27 protein-coding genes are annotated in these 25,971 nt (G+C 63.1%); 8 read left to right on the plus strand and 19 right to left on the minus strand.

The genetic code is table 11. From position 1 onward, the window contains the following. Nucleotides 1-81: 81 nt before the first annotated feature. Nucleotides 82-2,382, minus strand: a complete 2,301-nt coding sequence (gene clpA, locus KO538_RS17615) for an ATP-dependent Clp protease ATP-binding subunit ClpA (RefSeq protein ID WP_034751575.1) — start codon at nt 2,380-2,382, stop codon at nt 82-84. After that, nucleotides 2,379-2,681: an ATP-dependent Clp protease adapter ClpS gene (gene clpS, locus KO538_RS17620; protein WP_034751577.1), complete on the minus strand. Its 303-nt coding sequence runs from the start codon at nt 2,679-2,681 to the stop codon at nt 2,379-2,381. Before clpS ends, clpA begins: the two co-directional genes overlap by 4 nt. A 321-nt stretch (nt 2,682-3,002) precedes the next feature. Here clpS and KO538_RS17625 point away from each other — a divergent pair, with 321 nt between their 5' ends. Beyond that, on the plus strand, nt 3,003-3,206 hold the full coding sequence (locus KO538_RS17625; RefSeq protein WP_010395943.1) for a cold-shock protein: 204 nt from the start codon (nt 3,003-3,005) through the stop codon (nt 3,204-3,206). 86 nt (nt 3,207-3,292) lie between these two features. Here the strand turns inward: KO538_RS17625 and icd are convergent, their stop codons facing one another. Beyond that, on the minus strand, nt 3,293-4,546 hold the full coding sequence (gene icd, locus KO538_RS17630; protein WP_219329157.1) for an NADP-dependent isocitrate dehydrogenase: 1,254 nt from the start codon (nt 4,544-4,546) through the stop codon (nt 3,293-3,295). A gap of 280 nt (nt 4,547-4,826) precedes the next feature. Here icd and KO538_RS17635 point away from each other — a divergent pair, with 280 nt between their 5' ends. From KO538_RS17635 to KO538_RS17645, 3 genes are all read left to right on the plus strand, one after another. Next, nucleotides 4,827-5,390 carry a pseudouridine synthase gene (locus tag KO538_RS17635; protein WP_219329158.1) on the plus strand — a complete coding sequence of 188 codons (564 nt, stop codon included), beginning with the start codon at nt 4,827-4,829 and terminating at the stop codon, nt 5,388-5,390. A gap of 110 nt (nt 5,391-5,500) precedes the next feature. After that, entirely contained in the window at nt 5,501-5,779 is a 279-nt protein-coding gene (locus tag KO538_RS17640; RefSeq protein ID WP_219329159.1) for a hypothetical protein, read from the plus strand. Nucleotides 5,780-5,909: 130 nt separating this feature from the next. After that, entirely contained in the window at nt 5,910-6,353 is a 444-nt protein-coding gene (locus tag KO538_RS17645; RefSeq protein ID WP_070303848.1) for a DUF192 domain-containing protein, read from the plus strand. Between the two features lie 156 nt (nt 6,354-6,509). Here KO538_RS17645 and rpsT read toward each other — a convergent pair whose 3' ends face one another. Beyond that, nucleotides 6,510-6,776, minus strand: coding sequence for a 30S ribosomal protein S20 (rpsT, locus tag KO538_RS17650; protein ID WP_010395935.1), 267 nt, complete (start codon nt 6,774-6,776; stop codon nt 6,510-6,512). Between the two features lie 297 nt (nt 6,777-7,073). Here rpsT and murJ point away from each other — a divergent pair, with 297 nt between their 5' ends. Then, entirely contained in the window at nt 7,074-8,621 is a 1,548-nt protein-coding gene (gene murJ / locus KO538_RS17655; protein ID WP_219329160.1) for a murein biosynthesis integral membrane protein MurJ, read from the plus strand. A 95-nt stretch (nt 8,622-8,716) separates the two neighbouring features. Here murJ and KO538_RS17660 read toward each other — a convergent pair whose 3' ends face one another. From KO538_RS17660 to gspG, 12 genes are all read right to left on the minus strand, one after another. Then, nucleotides 8,717-9,214, minus strand: a complete 498-nt coding sequence (locus KO538_RS17660; RefSeq protein WP_051991193.1) for an FxDxF family PEP-CTERM protein — start codon at nt 9,212-9,214, stop codon at nt 8,717-8,719. Between the two features lie 240 nt (nt 9,215-9,454). Next, on the minus strand, nt 9,455-10,105 hold the full coding sequence (locus KO538_RS17665; protein WP_034751594.1) for a type II secretion system protein: 651 nt from the start codon (nt 10,103-10,105) through the stop codon (nt 9,455-9,457). A gap of 5 nt (nt 10,106-10,110) precedes the next feature. Next, nucleotides 10,111-10,503 (minus strand): type II secretion system protein, encoded by a 393-nt coding sequence (locus KO538_RS17670; RefSeq protein ID WP_034751597.1) that lies wholly within the window; start codon nt 10,501-10,503, stop codon nt 10,111-10,113. A gap of 3 nt (nt 10,504-10,506) precedes the next feature. Then, nucleotides 10,507-10,998, minus strand: a complete 492-nt coding sequence (locus tag KO538_RS17675; RefSeq protein ID WP_034751600.1) for a type II secretion system protein — start codon at nt 10,996-10,998, stop codon at nt 10,507-10,509. Then, nucleotides 10,995-13,022, minus strand: a complete 2,028-nt coding sequence (locus KO538_RS17680) for a secretin N-terminal domain-containing protein (RefSeq protein ID WP_219329277.1) — start codon at nt 13,020-13,022, stop codon at nt 10,995-10,997. The genes KO538_RS17675 and KO538_RS17680 overlap by 4 nt, the downstream gene beginning before the upstream one ends. Then, entirely contained in the window at nt 13,022-13,543 is a 522-nt protein-coding gene (locus tag KO538_RS17685) for a hypothetical protein (protein WP_219329161.1), read from the minus strand. Before KO538_RS17685 ends, KO538_RS17680 begins: the two co-directional genes overlap by 1 nt. Next, nucleotides 13,540-14,112 carry a hypothetical protein gene (locus KO538_RS17690; RefSeq protein ID WP_219329162.1) on the minus strand — a complete coding sequence of 191 codons (573 nt, stop codon included), beginning with the start codon at nt 14,110-14,112 and terminating at the stop codon, nt 13,540-13,542. The genes KO538_RS17685 and KO538_RS17690 overlap by 4 nt, the downstream gene beginning before the upstream one ends. Continuing rightward, entirely contained in the window at nt 14,109-14,657 is a 549-nt protein-coding gene (locus KO538_RS17695; protein WP_219329163.1) for a hypothetical protein, read from the minus strand. The genes KO538_RS17690 and KO538_RS17695 overlap by 4 nt, the downstream gene beginning before the upstream one ends. After that, nucleotides 14,654-15,472, minus strand: coding sequence for a hypothetical protein (locus KO538_RS17700; RefSeq protein ID WP_219329164.1), 819 nt, complete (start codon nt 15,470-15,472; stop codon nt 14,654-14,656). The genes KO538_RS17695 and KO538_RS17700 overlap by 4 nt, the downstream gene beginning before the upstream one ends. Beyond that, entirely contained in the window at nt 15,465-17,159 is a 1,695-nt protein-coding gene (locus tag KO538_RS17705; protein ID WP_034751612.1) for a GspE/PulE family protein, read from the minus strand. The genes KO538_RS17700 and KO538_RS17705 overlap by 8 nt, the downstream gene beginning before the upstream one ends. Beyond that, entirely contained in the window at nt 17,156-18,361 is a 1,206-nt protein-coding gene (locus KO538_RS17710; RefSeq protein WP_219329165.1) for a type II secretion system F family protein, read from the minus strand. The genes KO538_RS17705 and KO538_RS17710 overlap by 4 nt, the downstream gene beginning before the upstream one ends. Before the next feature lie 36 nt (nt 18,362-18,397). Then, a complete protein-coding gene (gene gspG, locus KO538_RS17715) occupies nt 18,398-18,841 on the minus strand; it encodes a type II secretion system major pseudopilin GspG (protein WP_034751618.1) in 444 nt (147 codons plus the stop codon). A 464-nt stretch (nt 18,842-19,305) separates the two neighbouring features. Here gspG and KO538_RS17720 point away from each other — a divergent pair, with 464 nt between their 5' ends. The 3 genes from KO538_RS17720 (at nt 19,306) to KO538_RS17730 (ending at nt 23,757) form a co-directional block, all read left to right on the plus strand. Continuing rightward, nucleotides 19,306-20,067 (plus strand): NF038120 family PEP-CTERM protein, encoded by a 762-nt coding sequence (locus KO538_RS17720; RefSeq protein ID WP_219329166.1) that lies wholly within the window; start codon nt 19,306-19,308, stop codon nt 20,065-20,067. A 44-nt stretch (nt 20,068-20,111) separates the two neighbouring features. Beyond that, a complete protein-coding gene (locus KO538_RS17725; protein WP_219329167.1) occupies nt 20,112-23,264 on the plus strand; it encodes a S8 family serine peptidase in 3,153 nt (1,050 codons plus the stop codon). 76 nt (nt 23,265-23,340) lie between these two features. Next, the gene (locus tag KO538_RS17730) at nt 23,341-23,757 is read left to right on the plus strand and encodes a protease inhibitor I9 family protein (RefSeq protein ID WP_219329168.1); all 417 of its coding nucleotides are present in this window, start codon (nt 23,341-23,343) and stop codon (nt 23,755-23,757) included. Here KO538_RS17730 and KO538_RS17735 read toward each other — a convergent pair. From KO538_RS17735 to KO538_RS17745, 3 genes are all read right to left on the minus strand, one after another. Next, nucleotides 23,754-24,425 (minus strand): LuxR C-terminal-related transcriptional regulator, encoded by a 672-nt coding sequence (locus KO538_RS17735; RefSeq protein ID WP_219329169.1) that lies wholly within the window; start codon nt 24,423-24,425, stop codon nt 23,754-23,756. The two genes, KO538_RS17730 and KO538_RS17735, sit on opposite strands and share 4 nt — an antisense overlap. Continuing rightward, complete coding sequence (locus tag KO538_RS17740) at nt 24,422-25,135, minus strand: winged helix-turn-helix domain-containing protein (protein WP_219329170.1); 714 nt, start codon at nt 25,133-25,135, stop codon at nt 24,422-24,424. Before KO538_RS17740 ends, KO538_RS17735 begins: the two co-directional genes overlap by 4 nt. A gap of 188 nt (nt 25,136-25,323) precedes the next feature. Continuing rightward, nucleotides 25,324-25,962, minus strand: coding sequence for an NF038129 family PEP-CTERM protein (locus tag KO538_RS17745; RefSeq protein ID WP_219329171.1), 639 nt, complete (start codon nt 25,960-25,962; stop codon nt 25,324-25,326). Between the last annotated feature and the right edge of the window lie 9 nt (nt 25,963-25,971).

A 25,971-nucleotide genomic window follows, 5' to 3' on the forward strand; every position in this document is an offset into this window, starting at 1 on the left:
CTTTATTGCCCACAAAGACGTAAAAAAACCCGCGCCACTTGCGTGGGCGGGTTTCTGGATCGCACTTGGCGAAGGAGCCGATTACTCCACTTCCACCGTTTCCGGTGCAGCCGTCGGCGCCGCGTCTGGCGGTTCCGGGAATTCCAGCAAGACCTGGTCCTTGTCGTCGAGGTCGACCGTGACACGTCCACCGGTGACCAGGCGGCCGAACAACAGCTCGTCGGCCAGGGCCTTGCGGATCATGTCCTGGATCAAGCGCGCCATCGGCCGCGCGCCCATCAGCGGATCGAAGCCTTTCTTGCCGAGGAAAGCACGCAGCTTCTCGGTAAACACGGCTTCGACCTTTTTCTCGTGCAACTGCTCTTCCAGCTGCATGAGGAACTTGTCGACCACGCGCAGGATGATTTCCTGATCCAGCGCACGGAAACTGATGGTCGCGTCGATACGGTTGCGGAACTCCGGCGTAAACATGCGCTTGATGTCGGCCATCTCGTCGCCAGCCTGCTTCGAGTTGGTGAAGCCGATCGACGTCTTTTGCAAGCTTTCCGCGCCCGCATTGGTCGTCATGATGATGATCACGTTACGGAAATCGGCTTTGCGGCCATTGTTGTCCGTCAAGGTACCGTGATCCATGACTTGCAGCAGGATATTGAAAATGTCCGGATGGGCTTTTTCAATTTCATCGAGCAGCAAGACTGCATGCGGCTTCTTGGTGATCGCTTCCGTCAGCAAGCCGCCCTGGTCGAAACCGACATAGCCCGGTGGCGCGCCGATCAAACGGCTGACGGCGTGGCGTTCCATGTATTCCGACATGTCGAAACGGATCAGCTCGATACCGAGGATAAACGCCAATTGCTTGGCCACCTCGGTCTTGCCGACGCCGGTCGGACCGGAGAACAGGAAGGAGCCGATCGGCTTGTCCGTCTTGCCCAGGCCTGCACGGGCCATCTTGATGGCCGAAGCCAGCGCGTCGATGGCGGGATCTTGCCCGAACACGACATTGCGCAAGTCGCGGTCGATCGTCTGCAGCTTGCTGCGGTCGTCCTGGTTGACCGTTTGCGGCGGAATGCGCGCGATCTTGGCGATGATGTCCTCGATCTCGGCCTTGCCGATGGTTTTCTTTTGCTTCGACTTCGGCAAGATGCGCTGCGCCGCGCCCGCTTCATCGATGACGTCGATCGCCTTGTCGGGCAGATGGCGGTCGTTGATGAAGCGCGCCGCCAGTTCGGCCGCCGTCGACAGGGCCGAGGCCGAGTATTTCACGCCATGGTGCTCTTCGAAGCGCGATTTGAGGCCGCGCAAGATTTGCACGGTTTGCTCGACGGTCGGCTCGTTGACGTCCACTTTCTGGAAGCGGCGGGAGAGCGCATGGTCTTTCTCGAACACGCCGCGGAATTCCGTGTACGTGGTCGCGCCGATGCATTTCAGCTGGCCATTCGCCAGTGCCGGTTTCAGCAGGTTGGACGCATCGAGGGTGCCGCCCGACGCCGAGCCCGCACCGATGATGGTGTGGATCTCGTCGATGAACAGGATCCCGTTCGGATTGTCCTTCAACTGTTTCAGCACGGCTTTCAGGCGCTGTTCGAAGTCGCCGCGGTATTTGGTACCGGCCAGCAAGGCACCCATGTCCAGCGAATACACGACGGCATTCTGCAGGATTTCCGGCACGTCGCTTTGCGTGATGCGGTAAGCGAGCCCTTCGGCGATGGCCGTCTTGCCCACGCCCGCCTCGCCGACGAGCAGCGGATTGTTCTTGCGGCGGCGGCACAGGATCTGGATCACGCGGTCGACTTCTTCCTCGCGGCCGATCAGCGGATCGATCTTGCCTTCGGCAGCGGCCTTGTTCAGGTTTTGCGTGAACTGGTCGAGCGGGCTTTCCTTCGGCTGGCCATCGACGGGCGCTTCTTCCACGCCTTCGGAAGCTTTCGCGCTTTCCGTCGACTGGTCCTTGCGCACGCCGTGCGAGATGAAATTGACCACGTCCAGGCGCGTCACGCCCTGCTGGTGCAGGTAGTAAACAGCATGCGAATCCTTTTCGCCGAAGATGGCCACGAGCACATTGGCGCCCGTGACTTCCTTCTTGCCGTTCGAGGCGGACTGGACGTGCATGATGGCGCGCTGGATCACGCGCTGGAAACCAAGCGTCGGCTGGGTGTCGACTTCGCCCGTGCCAGGCACGGTCGGCGTGTTATCGCCGATGAAATTGGTGAGGGTCTTGCGCAGGTCTTCAATATTGACCGCGCAGGCACGCAACACCTCGGCAGCGGAGGGATTGTCCAGCAGTGCCAGCAGTAAATGCTCAACCGTGATGAATTCGTGCCGTGCCTGCCGAGCTTCGACAAACGCCATGTGCAAACTTACTTCTAATTCCTGCGCAATCATACTTCCTCCATCACGCACTGCAGGGGATGCCCCGCCTTGCGCGCATGCGTTAAAACGAACTCCACTTTGGTACACGCTATATCTTTAGAGAACACGCCGCACACTCCTTTGCCGTAGCGATGAACACTGAGCATGATTTGCGTCGCCGTTTCACGGTCCTTGTTGAAATACTCCTGAATGATGGCCACCACGAATTCCATCGGGGTGTAGTCGTCATTGAGCAAGGCCACCTGGTAGAGCGGTGGCGGCTTCAGCACTTGCCGCTCCAGCAGGGTTTCTGTGTCGTGCTTGGTTGCCATACGCTTATTCTAATGCTTTCACAGTGGTTGTCATGCGCAATATCTACGCCTTTCCAATTGTTTTCAATCTTACGCGTTTTCTTAATAGTGCGCAGATGGCGACCTTGCCGCCAAAATCAAGAGTTGCTTTTTTGGTTGTCGTGAAGAATTTGGCAATATCGATGGAAAAGCGCTTGACTTCATTATTTATTCCGCCAACAATGCTGTATCGACTGTTGCAGTAATGTACAGCTTGATAAGAAGTGAGACGTCGAGGAGGGGGCAAGAAGCTTCTTGCTTTTATGGCTCGTGTGATTTGTTTTAATTTTGAAAGTTCTTTTTATGGCAACAGGTACAGTTAAGTGGTTCAATGATTCCAAAGGTTTTGGCTTCATCACTCCAGATGATGGCGGCGAAGATTTGTTTGCTCATTTCTCCGCAATCAACATGAACGGTTTCAAGACCCTCAAAGAAGGTCAAAAAGTTCAATTCGAAGTCACGCAAGGCCCTAAAGGCAAGCAAGCTTCCAACATCCAAGCAGCCTAAGCATCGCCGGCCCTCAGATGTGAAAAACCCCGTTTTCGAACGGGGTTTTTTTTCGTCCGCAGGGCGCACGGCGCCCTACCCCTCTATTACATGTGCTCGATCATCACCTCGCCGAAACCGGAGCACGACACTTGCGTCGCGCCTTCCATCAGGCGGGCGAAATCATAGGTGACGCGCTTCGAGGCGATCGATTTTTGCATCGAGGAAATGACCAGATCGGCCGCTTCCAGCCAGCCCATATGGCGCAGCATCATTTCCGCCGACAGGATCAGCGAACCGGGATTCACATAATCCTTGCCCGCGTACTTGGGCGCCGTGCCGTGCGTCGCTTCGAACATGGCGACGGAGTCGGACAGGTTGGCGCCCGGCGCGATGCCGATGCCGCCCACTTGTGCCGCCAGCGCGTCGGAAATGTAATCGCCGTTCAGATTCAGGGTGGCGATGACGCTGTATTCGGCCGGACGCAGCAAAATCTGTTGCAGGAACGCGTCAGCGATGGAATCCTTGACGATGATGTCGCGGCCCGTCTTCGGATTCTTGAACTTGCACCATGGACCGCCATCGATCAGCTCGGCGCCGAATTCCTTTTGCGCCAGCGCATATGCCCAGTCGCGGAAGCCGCCTTCCGTGTACTTCATGATATTACCTTTGTGCACGATCGTCACGGATGGCTTGTCATTGTCGATCGCGTACTGGATGGCCTTGCGCACGAGGCGCTCCGTGCCTTCGATGGACACGGGCTTGATGCCCAGGCCCGACGTGGCCGGGAAGCGGATCTTCGTCACGCCCATTTCATTGACGAGGAAATCCATCAATTTCTTGGCTTCGGGCGAGCCTTGCTGGTATTCGATGCCGGCATAGATATCTTCCGAGTTTTCGCGGAAAATCACCATGTCCGTCTTTTCCGGCTCTTTCACGGGCGACGGCACGCCCGTGAAGTAGCGCACGGGGCGCAGGCAGACGTACAGATCGAGCTGCTGGCGCAGGGCCACGTTCAGCGAACGGATGCCGCCGCCGACAGGCGTCGTCAGCGGGCCCTTGATGGACACCACGTAATCTTTGAGTACTTCCAGTGTTTCTTCCGGCAGCCACACATCGGGGCCGTACACATTCGTCGATTTTTCGCCTGCGTAGATTTCCATCCAGATGATCTTGCGCGCGCCGCCGTAGGCCTTGGCCACGGCAGCGTCGATCACCTTGATCATGACCGGGCTGATATCGATGCCCGTGCCATCGCCTTCAATGAAGGGAACGATGGGATTATCTGGTACATTCAGCGAAAAATCGGCGTTGACGGTGATTTTTTGGCCGTCAGCAGGTACAGTGATATGTTGATACATCGTGATCTCCGAAGTGGGACACACCGCTGGCGGGCAACACAGGCCGGCGACGCGCTCTGCGGTTGCAGAGTTTACAAAAACAAGTCCGAACAGGGCGGCAACAACGCACTTTAGCAGGGAAAGAACACCCGGGCCATCCGCATCGCCAAAGAAGCGCATCGCCATAGTCTTCTATAAGACATAAGACTAACGTTTCACATTATGCACCAGTATCTTACAGGGCGCCACGCTTTTGCGGCGCCGACCAGCAGCCACCATCGTTTGCATCCATTTATCCAGCATGCCACTCATTCTCTTCAATAAACCATTCCAGGTCCTGTGCCAGTTTTCGCCGCAGGATGGCCGCACCACCCTGGCCGACCATCTCACCATCCCCGGCATCTATCCGGCCGGCCGGCTCGACGCCGACAGCGAAGGCTTGCTGCTGCTGACAGACGACGGCCGCCTGCAGCACGAGATCAGCCACCCGGACCGCAAGGAAGCGAAAACCTACCTGGTGCAGGTCGACGGCGTGCCCGATGCGGCCAGCCTGGCGCGCCTGCAAGCGCCGCTGGACCTGGGCGACTTCATCACCAAGCCGTGCAAGGCCGTGCGCATCGCCGAGCCTGACTGGCTGTGGCCCCGCAATCCGCCCATCCGCGCGCGCGCCGACAAGCCGACCTCGTGGCTGGCGATCACCTTGAAAGAAGGAAAAAACCGGCAAGTGCGGCGCATGACGGCGGCCGTCGGCCTGCCCACCCTGCGCCTGGTGCGCAGCGCCATCGGCCCGTTCTCGCTGGCCAGCCATCCATTGATGCCCGGCGAATGGTGCGAAGTGCCGGCCGAGAACATTGGAAAGATGTGAACAGGCCAGGAAAAGACGGCTGCGGCGCTAAATTTTGCCAACAAGAACTATTTATTTTTAGATAATGTATTAAAATCATCTGACCTTCACATGACGGAAAAGGAAAGATGATGAAAAAAGTAATTTCGAGCCTGGCCGCATCCCTGCTTGCCGGCGCCGCACTGGCCCAGTCGGGCGCCCAGGTGCACGCATCCGCCGCAACCGATGCCGTCAAGCCGCCACCCGCATCGGCAGCCAGCCACGCCTCGGCCGCCACCGACGCCAGCAAGCCCGTGCCGCCGGCGTCCGCCTCCGTCAACGCATCGGCCGCAACCGATGCGCCGCGCCTGATTCCCCAGGCGCGCAAGACGAAGCAGCCGGCCGCTGAAGCGGGCAAGCCCGTGAAATAAGCGCAGTCCCGGGCTGACGACGGCGAGCATGTTGCTGTAACCCCACGCTTTCGATGCGGCCGGGCAGCATGCTTGACCAGCCGGCCGCCAGCGTGGCTTAATCGCCGCTTCGCAGCCACCGTCCCGCCCCATGAAAAATTCCCTTTGCCGTCTCAGCCTGTCCATCGCCCTGCTGTCTTGCGCCAGCATGGCCCAGGCGCAAACAAAGAGCTTGCAACTGTCGGCCGGCATGCATTTGATCCAGGCGGAAGTGGCCGCCACGGAAGAGCAGCGCGAACAGGGCTTGATGTACCGTGAAAAGATGCCGGCCAATGCAGGCATGCTGTTTGTCTTTGGCAATCCGTCCACGCAATGCATGTGGATGAAAAACACGCCGCTGCCTCTGTCGGTGGCCTTTATCGATGCCAGCGGCAAGATCGTCAACATCGAAGACATGCAGCCGCACACGCTCGACAGCCATTGCTCCACGAAGACCGTGCCTGTGCGCTATGCGCTGGAAATGCATCTGGGCTGGTTCAAGCAAAAGAACATCAAACCGGGCATGAGCATCGGCAACTTGCCGGCGGCGCGCTAGGCCATGGCGGCGGGCCGCTAGCGGATGCGGCCTTAAAAATCAGAATAAAAACGCGAAAAAACCCGCCAGAACGAATCTGCGGGTTTTTGCTTTTCAACCAGTGCCAGCGTACCGGCACAGACAAGGCCACCGTGGTGGCTTGCCTGCTGGCGAATATTAAGCGGACAGTGCTTTCAAAGCAGCTGCCAGACGGCTCTTATGGCGAGCTGCCTTGTTTTTGTGGATGATCTTCTTGTCAGCGATACGGTCGATGGTCGACACGGATGCTTGGAAGATTGCAGCAGCAGCTGCCTTGTCGCCGCCCTGGATCGCTTTGCGAGCAGCTTTGATAGCCGTGCGCAAGGTCGAACGTTGGGACGAATTGTGTGCGTTTTGCTTAACTGCTTGACGAGCGCGTTTGCGCGCTTGTGCGGTATTTGCCATGGAATTTCCTAAAACAGGGTCAAAGTGCGTTTGCAAACATTAGTGTTTGCCAACCGGTGCGTTCTGTGCGTCTGCCGAACCATGTGTGCCAAACCAGTGCCTGTCAAACATTAGTGTCTGCGTAACAGAATTCTGTACAGCCTTCGATTATAGCGATATTTTCAAGCGGGGGCAAATCAAAAAACCGTGTGTCACGCCAAAAACACGTGAAAATGGGGCGGGCAAGGGCGAATCGGTGGCAATTGTTACCATATTTTAACCGTTTGCCAGTACCGCTCCCGGCTATAATCTGGCCCCATGAACTTGCTTAAAACCCTCGCCGCCATCTCCAGCATGACCATGCTGTCCCGTGTAACCGGATTATTGCGCGAAAGCCTGTTCGCGCGCGCCTTTGGCGCCGGCGCCTACACGGACGCCTTCATTGTTGCCTTCCGCATCCCCAACCTGTTGCGCCGCTTGTTTGCCGAGGGGGCGTTCTCGCAAGCCTTCGTGCCGATCTTGTCTGAATACAAGAACCAGCACGGCCAGGAAGCGAGCAAGCAGCTGGCCGACCACGTGGCCACCACGCTCGTCTGGGCCACTCTGCTCGTGTCCGCCATCGGCATCATCGGCGCGCCCTGGTTCGTGTATCTGATCGCCACGGGCCTGACCAAGGATGCGGGCGCTTTTGACGCGGCCGTGTGGATGACGCGCTTGATGTTCCCTTATATTACTTGCATGTCCTTCGTGGCCCTGGCTGGCGGCATCTTGAATACCTGGCGCGAATTCAAGATTCCCGCGTTCACGCCGGTGCTGCTGAACCTGTCGTTCATCGCCGCCTCGCTGTTCCTCGCGCCCTATTTGAAACAGCCGATCTACGCCATGGCGATTGCCGTGTTCGCCGGCGGCCTGCTGCAGGTGGCCATCCAGATTCCCGCGCTGATCAAGATCGGCATGCTGCCGCGCCTGTCGATCAATCCCGCCATCGGCCTGTCCGACGGCGGCGTGCGCCGCGTACTGAAGAAGATGGGACCAGCCGTGTTCGCCGTCTCGGCGGCACAGATCAGCCTGATGATCAACACGAGCATCGCGTCGCGCCTGGCCGAGGGCAGCATTTCCTGGCTGTCGTATGCGGACCGACTGATGGAGTTCCCCACCGCCATGCTGGGCGTGGCCCTGGGCACCATCTTGCTGCCCAGCCTGTCGAAGGCGAACGTGGATGGCGACAAGACGGAATACTCGGCCTTGCTGGACTGGGGCTTGCGCCTGACTTTCCTGCTGGCCCTGCCCGCCGCCGTCGGCATGGCAACCCTGGCCACGCCGCTGATCGCCACCCTCTTCCACTACGGCAAGTTCACGGCCGAATCCGTGACCATGTCGACGCAGCCGCTCGTGGCCTACAGCCTGGGCCTGATCGGCATCATCCTCGTCAAGACCCTGGCGCCCGCGTTCTACGCGCGCCAGGACATCCGCACGCCCGTGAAGATCGCCATCGGCGTGCTGATCGCCACGCAGTTGATGAATCTGCTGTTCGTGCCCTACATCGCCGTGGCCGGCCTGGCCCTGTCGATCGGCCTGGGCGCCTGCCTGAACGCCAGCTTCCTGTACTGGGGCTTGCGCAGGCGCGGCATCTACCAGCCGAAACCGGGCTGGGCCAAGTTCTTCCTGCGCCTGCTGCCGGCACTCATCGTCATGGGCGGCGTGGCGTATGCGGGCGCCGTGCGCATCGACTGGATCGCCATGCAAGCCCATCCGTTGCTGCGGGCCGGCGCACTGGCCCTGGTGGTGGCCCTGTGCGGCGTGGCGTACTTTGCCACCTTGTTCCTCGTTGGCTTCCGCTTCCGCGATTTCAAGCGCCACGCGTGATTGCGCAGGACGCTGTTGCCGGCGTCTTGCATCAAGCAGCTGATCCAGACGAAAAAAAACCCGCCGAAGCGGGTTTTTTTCATTGCAGCGAAAGCTTAGTCAGCTTTCTTGGCGCGGCGGCGGGCCACGGCGCCAACCAGCGCCAGACCGCCCAGCAGCATGCCATAGGTTTCTGGTTCTGGTACTGGCAGGGCCGAAACCGTGCCTACGTACTGAACATTTTTCACCAGGGTCAGGCCCGTGACTTGCACCGTGTAGGTGCCTGCGGCCAATTGACCTGCCCAGCTCAGATTCTGGATGCCGCTAGCCGTGCTCTTGGTCAGGTCGCCATAGCCGACCAGAGTAGCAGCGAAATCCTTGATCGCGCCGTTAGCAACGGAGAACGTTTGCAATGCACCGAACGAGGTCGACGATGGGGCCAGCAACTGGAAAGTCCACGAATCATTGATATCCGAATTGATGGCGAACTTGGTCGTGAAAGCCGACAGGGTATCGGAACCGGTTGGATCCAGGATGCCCAGGTCATAGGTTGCTGCCGATGCGCTGAACGATGCTGCTGCCATGATACCTGCAGCGATAAATTTCAATTTCATAGTTTATCCCTTAAAAAGTAATTTATGGCTGCAATGCGCAGGCCACCAATAGTTTTAGTACCGGAAGTACTGAACAGAATGGTAGCATAATCACATCAAATTACTTATAAATATTTTATCGAAGTTTCATCTGAGATAAGTATTTTCGAAATGAACTATTTGCCGCTATCTATTAATTTCCACACAAGAATAGTTACCGGCGCATACATTTATTTTTGTTACGTTTTGAGGTGAAAACGCCTACTCGGCAGTGTTTTCATCTGAATTTTGCGGTTCAGGCTGCTCAATTGGCGCTGATGGCGATTGTTCTTGCGGTGGAGTAACAGGGCGAGAAAACAACGGTGGCACCGGCAAGACAGGCGCGATGCCCGCCTCATCACTCGCCGGCACAGCTGCCGGTCCCGCAGTCGGCACGGAAGACACCCGGGCATCGACCATGAAGCGCCATTCCGAGAAATGCGCCTTGCCTTCGAAGCCGGCGAACCGGGCCTCGAAATTGCCGACCTTTAATGGCGCCGCCTGCGACAGGCTGTGCACGCCAATGATGCCGTTGCTGCCGGGCTGGTAAAGCAAGCCCCACTCGGCGCGGCCCGTGATGGGGTCGACAAACAGCTTGCGCAGATGCCGGCGCAACTGGGGCGTACGGGGATCGCGCAGCAAGGCGGCAAGGCTGGGCGGCTGTTGCGGCTGGCCCGGCGGCGTGGCGGCCGCATAACTGTAGAGGGCATCCGAAAACTGCGCGCCGATGTCGAGCAATTCCTGCTCGGCCGCCTGGCGCTGCAGCAAGGAACCCATCTTCAGCCCGGCCGCCCCTACCAAGCCCAGGATGGCCACCAGAATGATCAGGCCCAGATACGTAAAACCGCGCTGGCGGCGCGCAGAACGGTGCATGGCCGCTACCAGTCGGCAAACGGCGTGCCGCTGCGGTCCTTGCCGGGCGCGCCGCTTTTCACGTCATACACCTGGCCCGGCGTATCGTCGGGCGGCGGTACGATGAGCCAGCTGCTGTCGCTCTCCGTGATGGGATCGATGGGCATGGCGCGCAGGTATTTCTTTTCCACCAGTTGCTCCAGCGAATCGGGATAGCGCCCCGTATCGCCGTGGAACTGGTCGATGGTCGTGCGCAAATTGCGCAAATTGTCCGCCAGCACGGTTTCCTTTGCCTTGTCGAGGCTGGGAAAGTAGCGGGGCACGGCCAGAGTCAGCAGCAGCGCCACGATGCCGAGCACCACCAGCAATTCGATCAGGGTAAAGCCGCGCGTGCGGACTTGGGTGTTTTCAGCGGCCATGGTTCACCATAGACGGTAAGGCACGTTGTTCAAGCCGGTCTTGCCGGACGTGGAGTACACATCGTAGACATCGTCGCCCTCGCGCGGTTCGGCCGCCTCGCTGGCGTAGCTGCGCTTGCCCCACGTTTGCGCATCACTGAGGCCAGCATCCCCATTGAACGGGTCGCGCGGCACGCGGCGCAAAAAGAACATCTTGCTGCGCTTCGGGTTGCGCTGGTCCGCCACGCCCTCGACCAGCAGTTCCAGGCTTTTCGGATAACCGCTGGCGTCTGTCGCGCGCACAATGCGACCTTCGTCGCCAGCCCGTTTATACGCATCGATCCCCTGGCGGATCTCGCGCAGCGCGCGCCGCAATTCCTGCTCCTGGCGCCGCTGCACCGTCACCTGCGTGACGGGAATGACCAGGGTGGCCAGCACGCCCAGGATGGCCAGGGTCACCAGCAGCTCGATCAGGGTAAAACCTCCCTGCCCCCTCTGCGCATGCGCCAGTCTCATTTGGCAGGCGGTGGCGGCGGGCTCACCGGTACCGGCTGGCTCGACGACAGCGGCAAGGGCGCCGCCTGCAGCGGTACGGGCTGGCCCGACGATATCGGCAAAGGCGACGGAGACGGCTCGGGCGACGGCGCCACTTCCGGCGCGGGCACCGTCTGCGGCAGCGGCGCTGGCAAAGCGCCCGGCGTCATCATCGGCTGCGCCGGTGCCGGCTGCATGCCGACGGCCGACGGGCCGGAACGCACGATCACCGTGCCCGGCATCTGCGTGGGCGCCTTGGCCGCCATGTCGGGACGGCGGCGGAAGCTGCCTTCCGTGCCGGCCGAGAATTCCGACTCCTTCGCTTCCGGACGCTGCACCGTGCGCACCAGGTGCGGCGTGATCGACAGCACGATTTCCGTCTTCTGGCTGTCGTCCTTGCTGCTGCCGAACAGCCGCCCCAGCACGGGGATGTCGCCCAGACCCGGCACCTTGTTGCCCGAGCTGCGCTCTTCATTGTTGATCAGGCCCGCCAGCACCTGGTTTTCGCCATCCTTCAGCTGCAGCATGGTCGACGCCTGGCGCGTGCCGATCTGGTACAGGGTCGAGCCGCTGCGGGTGGTGGTGGCCGCGCCCAGGTTGCTCACCTCGAGCGAGATGCGGATGCCCACCTCGTTGTTCAAATAGATGGTCGGCTCGGCGTTTACCGTCAGGCCCACGTCCAGGTAGCTGATCGACTCGGAAGCGAAGCCGCCCGTGCCCGGCGAAATCGTGGTGGTCACCACGGGTACCCTGTCGCCGATGACGAACTTCGCCTTTTCCCGGTTGCGCACGCGGATGCGCGGGTTGGCCAGGATGTTCGCGTCGCCGTCCGTCTTGTTGGCGTTGGCCGTCACGGACAGGTCGCTCACGCCGATGGTGCGCTGGTTCAGCTTGTTCAGGTCGCTGATGGTCAGGCCGATTCCGCCCGAGGTGGAAAGCGGCGTCAGTGTCAGGCTCGATGGCCAGGCCACGCCCAGCTCCATCAGGCGGCTGCGCTTGACTTCGAGGATTTCCAGTTCCAGCACCACTTCCGCCTCGGGCACGTCCTGCAGCGCGATCAGGCGCTCGGCCAGGCGGATCGCCTCGGGCGTGTCGCGCACGATGACGAGGTTGAGCTTTTCATCGGCTACCACGTCGCGCGTCTTCAAAATCGTCTTGAGCGTATTGGCCACCTGCTTGGCGTCCGCGTTCGCCAGGAAGAAGGTCTTGACCAGCACTTCCTGGTACTCCTTCAATTTTGCCGCCACGTTCGGGTAGATCAAGATCGTGTTCGCATCCATCACCTGCTGCTCCAGCTGGTTCGTCACCAGCAGGAAGTAAACGGCCGATTCCACCGTGCTGTTTTTCAGGAAGATCGAGGTTTTCGCGTCCGCCTTGACATCCTTGTCGAAGACGAAATTGAGGCCGGAACGGCGCGCGATCAGCTCGAACACCTGTTTTAACGGCGCGTCGCGAAACTCGATCGTGATCGGCTGCTTGTACGACTTGGCCAGGCCCGACTCGACCACGGGCGGCGCCGTTTTGTCGTCGACCTCGCGCAGCAGCGTGCGTGCGCCCGCATGGTTCGGCTGCTCGGTCAGGATGGCGTTCAGGCGCTGGCGCGCGGGGTCGTAGCGCTTGGCGTCGATATCCTTCTGCGCTTCGGCCAGCAGCTTGCCCTGGCGCTGCTCGCGCTCGAGCGCGCGCAAGCCGCTGTTGGCCCGCTCGTTCTGCGCATCGATTTCCAGCACGCTCATGAAAGAAGCGCGCGCCAGATCGCCCTGCCCCGCCTGCGCCTGGCGCTCGGCCTGCTGCAAGCGGCTGCCGGTCGCCCGTTCGCGCGCCTGCAGATAGGCGCTGCGGTATTGCGCGTTGCCGGGGTCTTGCTGCAACGCTTCCTGCAGCTTTTGCAGGCCGGCCGGCACCTGGTCTTGCGCGATCAGCTCGCGCCCGTCGCGGTAGGCTTGCTGCCCTGCGCAGCCGGACAGCAACAAGAGCAACAGCGCCGATGAAAAGGAACGAGACATCACTCGGAAACTCCAATGTTGAGCTGCTGAACCTGGTTCAACGGCAGATAAGTAAGCGTCATGACGGGCGGCGCGATCGTCACGACCTTGTAGGCGCCATCGATGACGGTATTGGCGCGCACGATATACGTCTTGTCGGCGCGCGACAGAAACACTTCCCAGGCGCCGTCGGCGGCCGCCTTGCCCAGGTAGACGAAGGGCAGCGGCGGCGCCATTGGGGGCGGAGGCGGCGGCGCGGCCGTCACCGCCATTTTCGGCGGCGGCGGAGTCCAGTTCTGGCTCTGGAAGACAGCGCCGGCGCCGCCAAAGGTGTCGCCATCCTCGCCCGCCACTTCGCTGCGCGGCAGCAGGGCCAGGATGGCCGGCTGCGCGGCTGGCGCCTTGGCGGTGGCATGGCGCGCGGGCGCGACGGCCCGCTCCACCGCCTCGGCCACGTCGGCCACGGGCTGGCGCTCGCCGAACAGCAGCAAGGCGCCCGCGCCCAGCACGCCGGCCAGCATGAGACTATGGCGCGGCGTCATGGCGCCACTCCCGCATCGCCCGGTGTATCGGTCAGATAAAACGTCAGGCGCAAGCGCGCTTCGAGATCCGTATCGGCGATCTGCTCGCGGCGAAAACTCAGTTCGTCGAGCGAGGCGAAAGGGACGGCGCGCAGCGCTTGCAGCGCGAACTGCGACACGGCCGCATAACTGCCCTTCAGCGGCAAGGTCACCTGGTAGGTGGCGACCCGGCTGGCCTTGTCGTAGCCGCTCTTGTATTCGCCCTGCGCCAGCAGCAAGCCGTTTTTTGCGGCCAGGTCGAACAGCTGCTTGACCTGCTGCTCGGCATGGCGCTGCTGTCCCAGCGCGGCATAAAAGCGCGCCAGGTTTTCGCTGGCTGTCGCCGGCGGCGCGGCGGCCACCACGGCCAGCGCTGGCTGCGGCAAGGGCCGCGCTTCCAGCTGCGCCGCCACGGCGCGCTGCTGCCAGGCCCAGACCCAGGCGGCCACGCCCAGCGCGAGCAATGCCACTGCCAGACAGGCGGGCGCGCCCAAACGGCGCAGCAGCAGTTGCGCGCGCAGGCGCAAGCTATTGAGGTCGATGGCCGTCATGGCGTGCCCCAGCGCGCTTCGAGCTGGAAGCGCAACGGTTTGTTCGGATCGAGCGCGTTGATTTCATGGCGCAGCAGCTGCACGCGCGTGCCGAACAGCTCCTGCCGCTTCAATTGCGCCACATACGCCACCATGGCGTCGCTGCTGGTCGTTTCGGCCGTGATCTTCAGCACGCGCTTGCGCGCGTCCGGCTCCAGCGCCAGCAGCGCGACTGCCGGTGGCGTGGCGCTGGCCAGCGCATCCTGCAAGTCGCGCCACGGCAGGTTCAATTGCAGGATGGCCGCATTCACGGCCGCCGCCTGCGCGGGCGCGATCGGCGTGAACACCACCGGCGCCGATCCCTGCGTGGCGGCCAGCACGCGCTGCTGCGCGCGCTGCAACTGTCCTTCACGCAGTTGCTGGCGCTGCAGCGCGGCGCTGCCGCTGTACGCCGCCGTGACGGCCAGCGCCACACCCAGCGCGCCGACGCACCACGCCCACACGGGCACGCGGTGCAGGCTGCGGCGCCAGTTTGGCGGCGCGAAATCGATATCGAGGCGCGTCATGCCACGCCTCCGCTATGCGCCAGCCGGGCGGCCGGCGACAAGCCGTTTTCGCCATCCGGCGTGGAAAAAACCTGGCAGCGGAACTCTTTCGCCGGCGTCAGCCAGCCCGCTGGCGGCGCGCCGCACAGCTGCAGCAGTGCCGGTGCGCATACGCCTTGCAGCAGCGCCTCGCGCGCCAAGGTCTGCACCAGCCAGTCCCTGCCAGCGCCAGGCGGCACGGGCAGCGCGCGCACGGCGCGCAAACGCCCTTCGTGCCGCACGCCCAGGGTCAGGGCGCTCTCCTGCAATTGGCCAAACCAAGCGCCCGGTTTCAAGGCGCCGTGCCAGCGGTTCCAGTGGCGCGCGAATTGCGGCGTAATGAAAATCAGGGCCAGCTTGCGTGCTTCGGCCACGCGCGTCAGCTGCGCCAGCAACGCACGCGGCACGGCGCAAAAGAACGGCGCGCGCGCATCCCAGGCGCTGCTGCTGTGCCACAGGCCCGGTGCATCGCCATACAGCGATTGGAAGCGCAGCGCGGCGGCCGCCTCGATATCGGCCAGGCGCGCGGCGCCCTGCGGCATGTCCACTTGCCACAGGCGCGCCAGTCCATCGTCGAGCACCACGGACAGGGGCCAGCCCGCGTATTGCCCCGCTGGCAGAATCTGTTCCAGCGCCTGGCCCAGGGCGGAAAAGTTGCCATGCAACGCGTCGTCCGGCGCATACGCGGCTTCACCGAGCGAGGTCCATGCGGGCGCGCGCCAGCGGCTGCTGCGCCACAGGCTCACCTTGCCCGCCGCCACGCCCAGGCGCAATCCTTGTCCAAGACCTCTACGCATGCAGGGTGACCCTCTTGATTTCCGTGATGGTGGTGGCGCCCCGCTTGACCAGTTCCAGCGCCGCCAGGCGCAAGCTGCGCGTGCCGTTCGCATACGCGGCCGCCTTGATCTGGCGGATCGGTTTTTTATCGACGATCAATTCGCGGATTTCATCGGTCAGCACGAGAATTTCGGCGATAGAACGCCGCCCCTTGTAGCCCGTGCCGCGGCAATCGCCGCAGCCCTTGCCCTGCTTGAATTGATAGTCGGCCACGTCGGCGCGCGCCAGGCCCACGCTGGCCAGCTCGGCATCATCGGGCGTATACTCGGTGGCGCAATGGGGGCAGTTGGTGCGGATCAGACGCTGCGCCCAGATACCGTTCAGGGCCGAGACGAACGCATACGGATCGATGCCCATGTGGGTAAAACGGCCGAACACGTCGAACACATTATTCGCGTGCACGGTGGTGAGCACCAGGTGGCCCGTCAAGGCCGACTGCACGGCGATTTCCGCCGTCTCGCGGTCGCGGATCTCGCCCACCATGATCTTGTCGGGGTCGTGGCGCAGGATCGAGCGCAAGCCCTTGGCAAAGGTCAGCCCCTTCTTTTCATTGACGGGGATTTGCAGAATGCCGGGCAGCTGGTATTCGACGGGGTCTTCGATGGTGATGATCTTTTCGCGCCCGTTATGGATTTCCGTCAGCGCCGCATACAGGGTCGTCGTCTTGCCCGAGCCGGTCGGTCCCGTCACGAGCAGCATGCCGTAGGCTTCCTGCGCCAGTGCGCGCAAGGCGACCAGCGATGGCGAGTCAAAGCCCAGCGCTTCAAGGGTCAGCGCGCCATACGCCTCGATCATGGCGCGCTTGTCGAGGATACGGATGACGGCGTCCTCGCCATGGATGCTGGGCATGATGGAGACGCGCAAATCGATTTCGCGCCCGCCCGATTCGACGCGGAAGCTGCCGTCCTGCGGCACGCGGCGCTCGGCGATATCGAGTTCGGCCAGCACTTTCAGGCGCGAGATGATGTGCTCGGCCACTTCGATGCCGTTGACGGACGTGGCGTGATCGAGCACGCCGTCGACCCTGTACTTGACGGCCAGGCCGCCGGCCGTGCTTTCCAGATGGATGTCCGAGGCGCCCGCCTTCAGCGCGTCATACAGGGTCGAGTTGACCAGCTTGACGGCAGGGCTGGCCGCTTCCGAGACGCTGGCAAACGACAGCACGGCGGCCGTCTTGCCATCGCGCCGCGCGTCACTGGCGGCGCCGGGCAGCAGGCTGTCGACGGCGCGCGCCGACTCTTCCTGTTTCGACAGGTAGGCGCCGATGTCGGCCTGCAGCGCCAGACGCACGTCCAAGACGCCCTGCCCGGCGCGCGCACTCAGCCAGGTTTGCAGGTCGAGGTCGAACGGGTCGGCGATCACGCCCACCAGCTGGCCGCCGGCGGCGCGCAGCAGCACGCTGTGGCGCGCCAGCGCCTGCGACAGGGGCAGCACATCGAAGGCGGGAGACAAGGCCAGCATGTCGGCCGTTTCCAGCACGTCCAGGCCGAACGGGCGCGCCAGTTCGCGCACCACGGCGCGCGCCTCGATGCCGCTCAGCTCCTGCAATTCCTCGACCAGGCTGCGCTTCGATTGCCGGCTCAGGATGCGCGCGCGCTGCAGCAGCGCGGGGTCGATGGCGGCGGGAACGGAAGAAATCTGGTTCATGAAATATCGCCAGCAAGGTCAAAGATGGGCATGTACAGCAGGATCACGATGGCGCCCACGACGAGGCCGATGGCAGCCATCAGCAAGGGTTCGAAGGTGCGCGTAAAACGGTCGATCCAGCGGCTGATTTCACCGTCATAAAAGGCGGCCGACTGCGTCAACATGGGGCCCATGTCGCCCGTGCGCTCGCCCACGCGCAGCATGCGCAGGGAAATCGGTGTCGTCAATTGATGCTGCTCAAACGCCGACGACAGCGGCTGGCCCGCCTCGATGGCGCCGCGCGCGCCCTGCAACGATGCCTGCATGCCCGGCGAGACCATCGCCTGCACGGTGGCAATCGCCTGCACGATGGTGATACCGCCCTCGGCCAGCATGCCCAGGGTCAGGTACAGGCGCGACAGTTCATAGATGCGCACGCGCTCGCCGATGCCGGGCAGTTTCGCCAGCAGGCGCGCCACGCCGCCGTTGCGCAGCACGCGCCGCACGGCAGTGAACACGATGCTGCCGACGAGTGCCAACCCCAGCAACAGCAGCACGCCATGCTGCGTGACGAACTGGCCCCAGCTGAGCATCACTTGCGACATCCATGGCAGGTTGCGTCCCGCGCCCTGGTAGACCTCGGCGAAACGGGGCACCACATAGCTGATCAGGAAGGCGCTGACGCCGCCGCCCACGGCCAGCAGGATGGCGGGATAGATGGCGGCGCTGACGATTTTGGACCGCACCGCATCGATGCGCTGCTGGTAGTCGATGTAGCGCGACAGCGCGCGCGGCAAGTCGCTCGTGCCCTCGGCCGCCTTGACGATGCCGATATACAAGGGAGGAAACAGTTCAGATTGCTCGCCCAGCACGGCGGAAAAGCGCTTGCCTTCGCGCAAGCCTTCGAGCAGACGCGTGAGCACGCTGCGCGTGGCCGGCGACGCTTCCTTTTCCAGCAAGGCTTCCAGCGCTTCGACGATGCCCAGACCCGCTTGCAGCAGCGCCAGCAATTCCTGGCTGAACAGCAGCAGGGGCAAGGCCCGCGCGCGCTGGCGCCCGGCCGCACTGAACGGCGTGGCCCGCAAGGGGCGGATGGCGCTGACAAACAGGCCGCGCGCTTCGGCCTGGCGGCGCGCGTCGGCTTCGTCGCGGCCGTCGATCACGCACGTCTGCAAGGTAGTTACGGCCTGGTCCGTGGAAAGCGCGCGTACTTCGAACTGCATGATGGCTTGTCCGTAGGAAAAAGAATGGCGCTGGCGCTATTGCGAGCTGATGTCGGCGTTCTCGCCGCTGCCGCCCGGCTGACCATCCTTGCCCATCGAGACGATGTCATATTCGCCCTTGCTGCCCGGCGCGCGGTATTGATAGGCATGGCCCCACGGGTCGAGCGGCACGGCCTTTTTCAGGTAGGGGCCATTCCAGCGCGTGCCGGCGGCGGGCGGTGCCACCAGCAGCGCGGCCAGGCCTTCTTCCGTGGTCGGATAGCGCCCCACGTCGAGGCGGTAGGTGTCGAGCGATTTTTCAAACGCCTCGATCTGCGCCTTGGCCACCGTCACTTCCGATTTGCCCAACTGGGCGAAATACTTGGGGCCGACATAGGCCGCCAGCAAGCCGATGATCACGATGACGACCAGCAATTCGAGCAAGGTAAAGCCGCGCGCATGGCGCGTTGCCGCAAGGTTCTGCCTGTGTGCTGCATGCATCCGGTAACTCCTTATTGCCTACCTTCAATACATTGCGTCGCTGCGCGCGGCGGATGGCCACGCACGGGCGACACGCGCTTGCCTGATGCTTATCAGCCTACCATGCCGGTTATGGTTAATACAATCTTTTCTTTGCTCTGTGAACAACAAATTCCTGCGGAAACCATCCAGTGTGCGCGAAACCGCCACCGCGCCGCGCGCGCTTGCCTGGCTGCTTGGTGATTCAACTATTTTCAATGCAGAAACTATCTACTCCTGGTTACCAAATCATAGTAAGTGATGAATTTTATTCATTCATTATTTGTAACTTTCAAATTAAATTTGCAAGAATATCAAACAATGAAATTGCCTCTTTTGCTATAGTAAAAGTCAATTTTCTACGTATTGGTCTTATCCGTCCACGCAGAAAAGAGCATCCCAGACGCAAAACATATTGCATCCTACATAATCACCAAGGGAAATTCATGACTCGTATTGTGCATTCGAAGGCAACTGCCGCAGCAAGTCCTTTCTCGGCCAAGCAGTGGACCGGCGCCGCCATCCTGGCCCTGTCCGCCGCTTGGGCCCCCGCCGCCATCGCGGACGTGATCAACTTTGACAACGTCGACAGCCAGTTCGTCGGCCACGGCGACTCCCTGGAATTCGGCAAATTCCTGCTGACGGGCGCCTCGAATGCCGCCGGTGCCAGTTATGGCGACCTGGTCGGCGCCGTGTTCGACGGCACGGATCCGGCCGCCTGCGGCATGGCGTGCCCGACCAACAATACGAGCAATTACTATGCATCCCTCAACGACGGCATCGTCTACCTCGATCCGCTGACGACGGGCGGCAGCGTCAGCCTGCAGGGCTTCGACGCCAGCTTCATCGGCTACGCCCAGGGCGTCACCTATCCGGCCGTAGCGGGTCTGTTGCGCGTGCAAGGCTTCTACGCCAACGGTTCTTCCATCTATGAAACCTATCAACTGGGCGGCCCCATCGGCGGCAACTTCCAGTTCCAGCGCTACAACACGAGCGCCAACTTCGGCAGCCAGCAATTCGCCTCGCTGGCCTTCTTCGGATTCACTTGCAACACGGCCGGCAGTTGCAACGCCTTCACGAGCAACAAGGGCCAGTTTGCACTCGACAATATCGTCGCCTCGGTACCGGAGCCATCGACCTACGCGATGCTGCTGCTGGGCCTGGCCGGTGTCGGATTCGCTGCGCGCCGCCGCAGCAAGCAAGCCTGATTGCCGCCTCTTTTTGACTCCGATACCGATACAGGAAACCCTACATGACATTCCGTCCCGCCTTGCGTCCCATTTCGCTCGCCGTGCTGAGCCTGTTTGCCAGCCTCAGCTTCCAGGCCCACGCCGACGACCTGCGCCGCCCCTACATCGTGCAACTGACCGACAAACCGATCGCTTCCTACACCGGCTCGGTGGAAGGCCTGAACGCCACCCAGCCTGCCGCCGGCGGCCGCCTCGACCTGGCCAGCACGCAAGTGCAGCTGTACGGCGACTACCTTGAACAGAAACAGGCCCGGGTACAAGCGCTCATCGCCGCCGCGCCTGTGCAATACCAGTACAAGATCGTCCTCAACGGTTTTTCCGCCTTGCTGACGGACGCCGAAGTGCGCCAGCTGCAGGCGAGCGGCGAAGTGGCCAGCATCGCCCCCGACGAACCGCGCGCCCTGCAAACGAACTACACGCCCACCTTCCTGGGCCTGGACCAGCCGGGCGGCCTGTGGAGCCAGCTGGGCGGCAAGCAGCATGCGGGCGAAGACATCATCATCGGCATCGTCGATGGCGGCGTGTGGCCGGAAAACCTGTCGTATGCGGACAAGGTCGACGCCAACGGCGCCCCGACCTTCGACCCGAACGCCACCCTGGCCTACGGCGCGCCGCCGGCCGCCTGGAAAGGCAGCTGCCAGGCAGGCGAAGGCTTTACGTCCGACCACTGCAATAACAAATTGCTGGGCGCGCAGTATTTCAACGCCGTGCGCCTGACCGAGACGGACAAGATCCAGCACTGGAGCGAATTCACCTCGCCGCGCGATTCCATCGGCGACCCGAATGGCGAAGGCGGCCACGGTACGCACACCTCGTCCACCGCGGGCGGCAACGGGGGCGTGCCGGTGACCGTCAACGGCACGCCGCTGGGCGCCATTTCCGGCGTGGCGCCGCGCGCCCGCCTGTCCGTCTACAAGGTGTGCTGGTCATACAACCTGGCCACCCAGCCGACCGGTGCAAAGAACGGCTGCTACGGCGGCGATAGCGTGGCGGCGATCGAAAAAGCCGTGCAGGATGGCGTCCACGTGATCAACTACTCGATCAGCGGCGGCGGCACCGTCAACGATCCCGTCGAGCAAGCTTTCCTGCACGCGTCGAATGCGGGCGTCTTCGTTGCCGCTTCGGCCGGCAATGCGGGCCCGGCCAATACCGTGGCCCACGTCAGCCCGTGGATCACCACCGTGGCCGCCTCGACGCATAACCGCGCCAACCAGGCCAAGGTGACTTTGAGCAATGGCGCCAGCTACACGGGCGCTTCGCTCAACTACAACCCGCTGCCGGCCACCGCCCTGATCCGCGCGCAAGACGCGGGCCTGCCCGGCGCCGATGCGCAAAAACTGGCCCTGTGCTACCGCGCCGGCGACAACGGCGGCGTGGCCCTGCTGGACCCGGCCAAGGTTGCAGGCAAGGTCGTCAGCTGCCTGCGCGGCACCACGGCACGCACCGACAAGGGCGTCGCCGTACTCGAAGCGGGCGGCGCCGGCATGGTGCTGGTCGACACGGGCGTGGGCCTCGTGTCCGACCCGCACGTGCTGCCAGCCGTGCACGTGAGCGCCGCCGATGGCGCGCTGATCAACGCCCAGGCGCAAACGGGCACGGCCACGGCCGCCATTTCGCGCTTCGTCACCAACGGCAACGGCCCTGCCGCCCCCGTGGTGGCCGACTTCTCGTCGCGCGGCCCGAACCTGTACGACGCCAACCTGCTCAAGCCGGACGTCACCGCGCCTGGCGTGGACATCCTGGCCGGCGGCACGCCTGCCTTGTCGCGCGCCCAGCGCGACGCCGTGCAGGATGGCAGCCTGGTACCGCCGCAAGCCTACATCTTCCTGCAAGGCACTTCGATGGCCAGCCCGCACGTGGCCGGCCTGGCCGCCCTGCTGCGCCAGCAGCATCCGGACTGGAGCCCGGCCGCCATCAAGTCGGCCCTGATGACGACCGGCAGCGCCACCCTGCCCGACATCCAGGCGGGCGACGCGCGCGGCATCCTGCCATGGGGCCAAGGCGCCGGCCACGTGACGCCGAACAAGGCGACCGATCCCGGCCTCGTGTATGACGCCAGCCTGGCCGATTACAAGAAATACATGTGCGGCGTCGGCATGACGGCCGAATGCGCGGGCGGCACCCTGGCCGGCTACAACCTGAACATGCCGTCCATCACCATCGGCAACGTGCTGGGCACGCAAACGGTGACGCGCCGCGTCACCAACGTGGGCAGCAGCAGCGCCACCTACACGGCCAGCGCCTCGCTCAGCGGTTACAGCGTGACAGTGGCGCCTGCCACCCTGGCGCTGGCACCCGGCGAAACCAAGTCCTTCACCGTGACCCTGACGCGCACGACGGCGCCGGACAATGCCTGGCAGTATGGCGCCCTCGTGTGGAGCGACGGCGTGCACACGGTGCGCAGCCCCGTCACGGCCCGCTCGGGCCGCGCGGTGCAGTCGCCGGCATTGCTGCAGGCCGACAAAGTCAGCGGCCTGCGTTCGCTGACCCTGTCCACCGGCTTTGCCGGCAAGGTCGGCGCGGCGACGGGCGGCCTGAAGGAAGTAGCGCGCAGCGAGCAAACCATCAGCCAGGCCGCGCCGGGCAGCGTGGAAACGCTGGCGCAGATGGCCGACGCGTGCAAGGCGGGCGGCAGCGGCGTGCGCGCGGTCAATGTCAGCATTCCCGCCAGCACCGTCGTGGCGCGCTTCGAAATCTTCGACCGGGACACCACGGAAGGCACCGGCAATGACCTCGACATGCTGCTGCTCAACAGCGCCGGCGCGACGGTCGCCACCTCGGCCACGGCCGGCTCGAACGAAGCCATCACCGTGACCACCCCGGCGGCAGGCAGCTACAAGGTCTGCGTGATCGGCTATGAACTGGCAAATGGCGTCTCGACCGGCTTCGGCCTGTCGTCGGCCGTCGTCACGACAGCCGACAAGGGCGGCAACCTGAAAGCCACCCTGCCTACCAAGGTATATGTGGGCGGCAGCGCCACGGCTGGCATCAGCTGGTCGGGACTGGAAACGGGCAAACGCTACCTGGGCGGCGTAGTCTTCCTTGATGGCAACAGCGCGGCAGCGTCCACCACCGTACTGTCGGTGGAGACCAACAACCCGTTGCCGCTGGCCGTCCCCAGCCAGCGCAACGTGAGAGCGGACGCCAAGCTGTAACGCTATCGCTCCACGCAGTAATACGGCGCGCCCTGCGGGGCGCGTTTTTTATGCGCGACGCGCGTACAATCGGCGCATGTCCACCTTTCGCCTCTGCATTGCCATCCTGGCCGGCATGGCCAGCATGCATGCCCTGCCTGTCGCGGCGCAGGCCGCTGCGGCGCGGCAGTCCTACGTAGTGCAATTGCGCGCCCCGCCGCTGGCCTCGCAAGCGGACGGCGTGCATGGGCTCGATACCCACAGCGATGCGGCGCGGCGCTACACGGCCCAGCTGGAAGCGCAGCAGCGCGCCGTGCTGGCGCTGGTGCCAGATGCCCCCGTGCAATACCGCTACACGACGGCCTTCAACGGCTTTGCCGCCATGCTGACACCGGCCGAAGTGGCGCGCCTGCAAGCGAGCCCGGACGTGGCGCGGGTATCGCCCGGCAGCATCGAACACACGCAAGACGGCGGTAATGAAAAGAGTCGGGCCCGGCCGCGGGACCAGCGCTAGTGGCTGAGCAGGCGCAGCGCGATGCCGCGCGACACGGCTTGCATGCGGTTGCTTACTCCCAATAATTTATAGATGCGCTGCAAATGGCTTTTCACGGTGGTGCCGCTGATGCCGAGAATTTGCCCCACTTCGTCATTGCTTTTCCCCTCGCGCACCCAATGCAGCACTTCCAGCTCGCGCGCACTGGCCGCGCGCGCGGCAGCCGGGCCCGTCACGGATGCACGCTGGCTACCTGGCAGCGCCAGCCAGTGCACGTGCAGGTAGGGCAGCAGCAACTCCAGCGCATACGCCTGGCGCGCCGCGTCCGCCGGCTTCACGGCGAACAAGGCAAAAAAGCTGCCGCCGGCGTCGCCCACGCTGCCATGCACCAGCACGCCGTCGATGACGCCCGCCCTATGGCCACCCGCGCGCCAGGCCAGCGCAAGGTGCGCCAGCTGGGCCTGGCGCTCGCGCAGCTGCGCGTGATCTGGCGCGGCGCTGTGCCAGGCTTCGCTGCGCAGCACGGCCCCGCCGGCGTCCAGTTGCGCGCACATCAATATGTCGTGCGGCAACAGCGTTTGCAGCGGCCCCTGGCTCCACAGAAAGAAATCGCCGGGCACGGCGATGCCATGCGCGCCAAGGATGGCGTGCAGCAGGTATTCCTGCTCCCGCCCCGTCAGCAGCATCATGCGCACACGGCGGTATCAAACGCCAGATAGCGGTAGCCGCTGCCGCGTACGGTTTCAATGCGGTGGCCGCAGCCGCCCGGCTGCAAGGCGTGGCGCAATCGTCCCACGTGGGCGTCGACCGTGCGCTCGTCGAGATAGGCGGCATGGCCCCACACCTGGTCCAGCAGTTGCGCGCGGCTATGCACCCTGCCCGGATGGTCCATGAGGAAATGCAGCAGTTTGAATTCCACGCGGCCAAGGTGGATGGGCACCTTACCCGCCGTCACGCGCAGGGTGTGCGGGTCGAGCCGCAAGGCGGCAGCCCCGGCCGTGCCTGCGCCTGTGCGCAAGGCCGATGGCGCGTGCCGGCGCAGCAGCGCATGCACACGGGCCAGCATCTCACGGGGACCGAAAGGCTTGCACAGATAATCATCGGCGCCGCTTTCCAACGCCAGCACCTTGTCCTGTTCGCTGTCGCGCGTGCTGATCATGATGATGGGCAAGTCGCACAGCGCGCCATCCTGGCGCACCTGGCGCAGCAGCGCAATGCCGGACGCATCGGGCAGTTCCCATTCCAGCAACAGCACGTCGGGCGGATCGGCCGCCAGCAGCGCCAGCGCACCGCGCGCATCCAGGGCGCAGCTGACCCGGTAGCCGGCGCCCGCAAGGTTATGCGCCAGCAGCGCCTGCATGGCAGGCGCAGGGTCCAGCACCAGGATATGGCCAGGCATCGATGCATCTCCCGAAAAAAGTTGGCAGCAGTCATAAAAATACTAGACTGCCCGACAAGTTTTTTACTATGCATCAAGCGTAAAACGGTGACTAATACAATTTAGTTTCCTGATTTATAGCTATTGCGAATAAATAGACGAAAAAAAACACAGCGGCCCGCAGGCGCGCTGTGTTTAGTCTGGGACGATTATGCGCGTGCGACAGGCTGGCGGCGGCGCAGGGCAAAACCGATCAGCGCCAGGCCGCCCGTCAGCATCATCCATTCCGACGCTTCCGGCACGGCCGAGATCGACGCGATGCTCGCATACGTGCTGCCGGCGAGGCTGGCGGGCAAGCCACCAGTCATCGGCGTCAGCTCGAACTGCACCAGGTTGCCATTGACGTTGCCCAGGTAAGCCATGCCGGTGTAGTCGAGCAAGCCCACGCCAAACGTCGTGCCCGCGTTGCCGGCCGTGTTCAGGAAGTCGCCGCCAAAGACGATATTGAAACCGAACTTGCCGCCCAAGGTCACGTTGTGGAACCAGTCGTTGTAGGCGCCGCTATTGCCGAAGGTCAAGGTGCCGGGCAAGCTGCCGCTGACATTGCCTTCCATCGATTCCAGTGCGCCGAACGCGCCCGAGAAATTGCTGAGCACGGCGCTGGCGCCCGGCGCCGGGCTGTTGCCGGCAATAAAGGCGAAGTCGAGGAAACCGGCGCCCGAGAACTGGCTCGTGTCGATTTCCACGTGGTAGCCGAGCGGACCCGCCAACGCCAGGCTGGAACTGGCGGCCAGCACGGCAGCCAGGACGGCGCGGCGCAGGGTGAGGTTGAATGTCGTTGTCAACATGATGGTGTC

Origin of the sequence: Janthinobacterium sp. NKUCC08_JDC (assembly GCF_019345575.1) — a bacterium.
Lineage (GTDB): Bacteria > Pseudomonadota > Gammaproteobacteria > Burkholderiales > Burkholderiaceae_D > Janthinobacterium > Janthinobacterium aestuarii.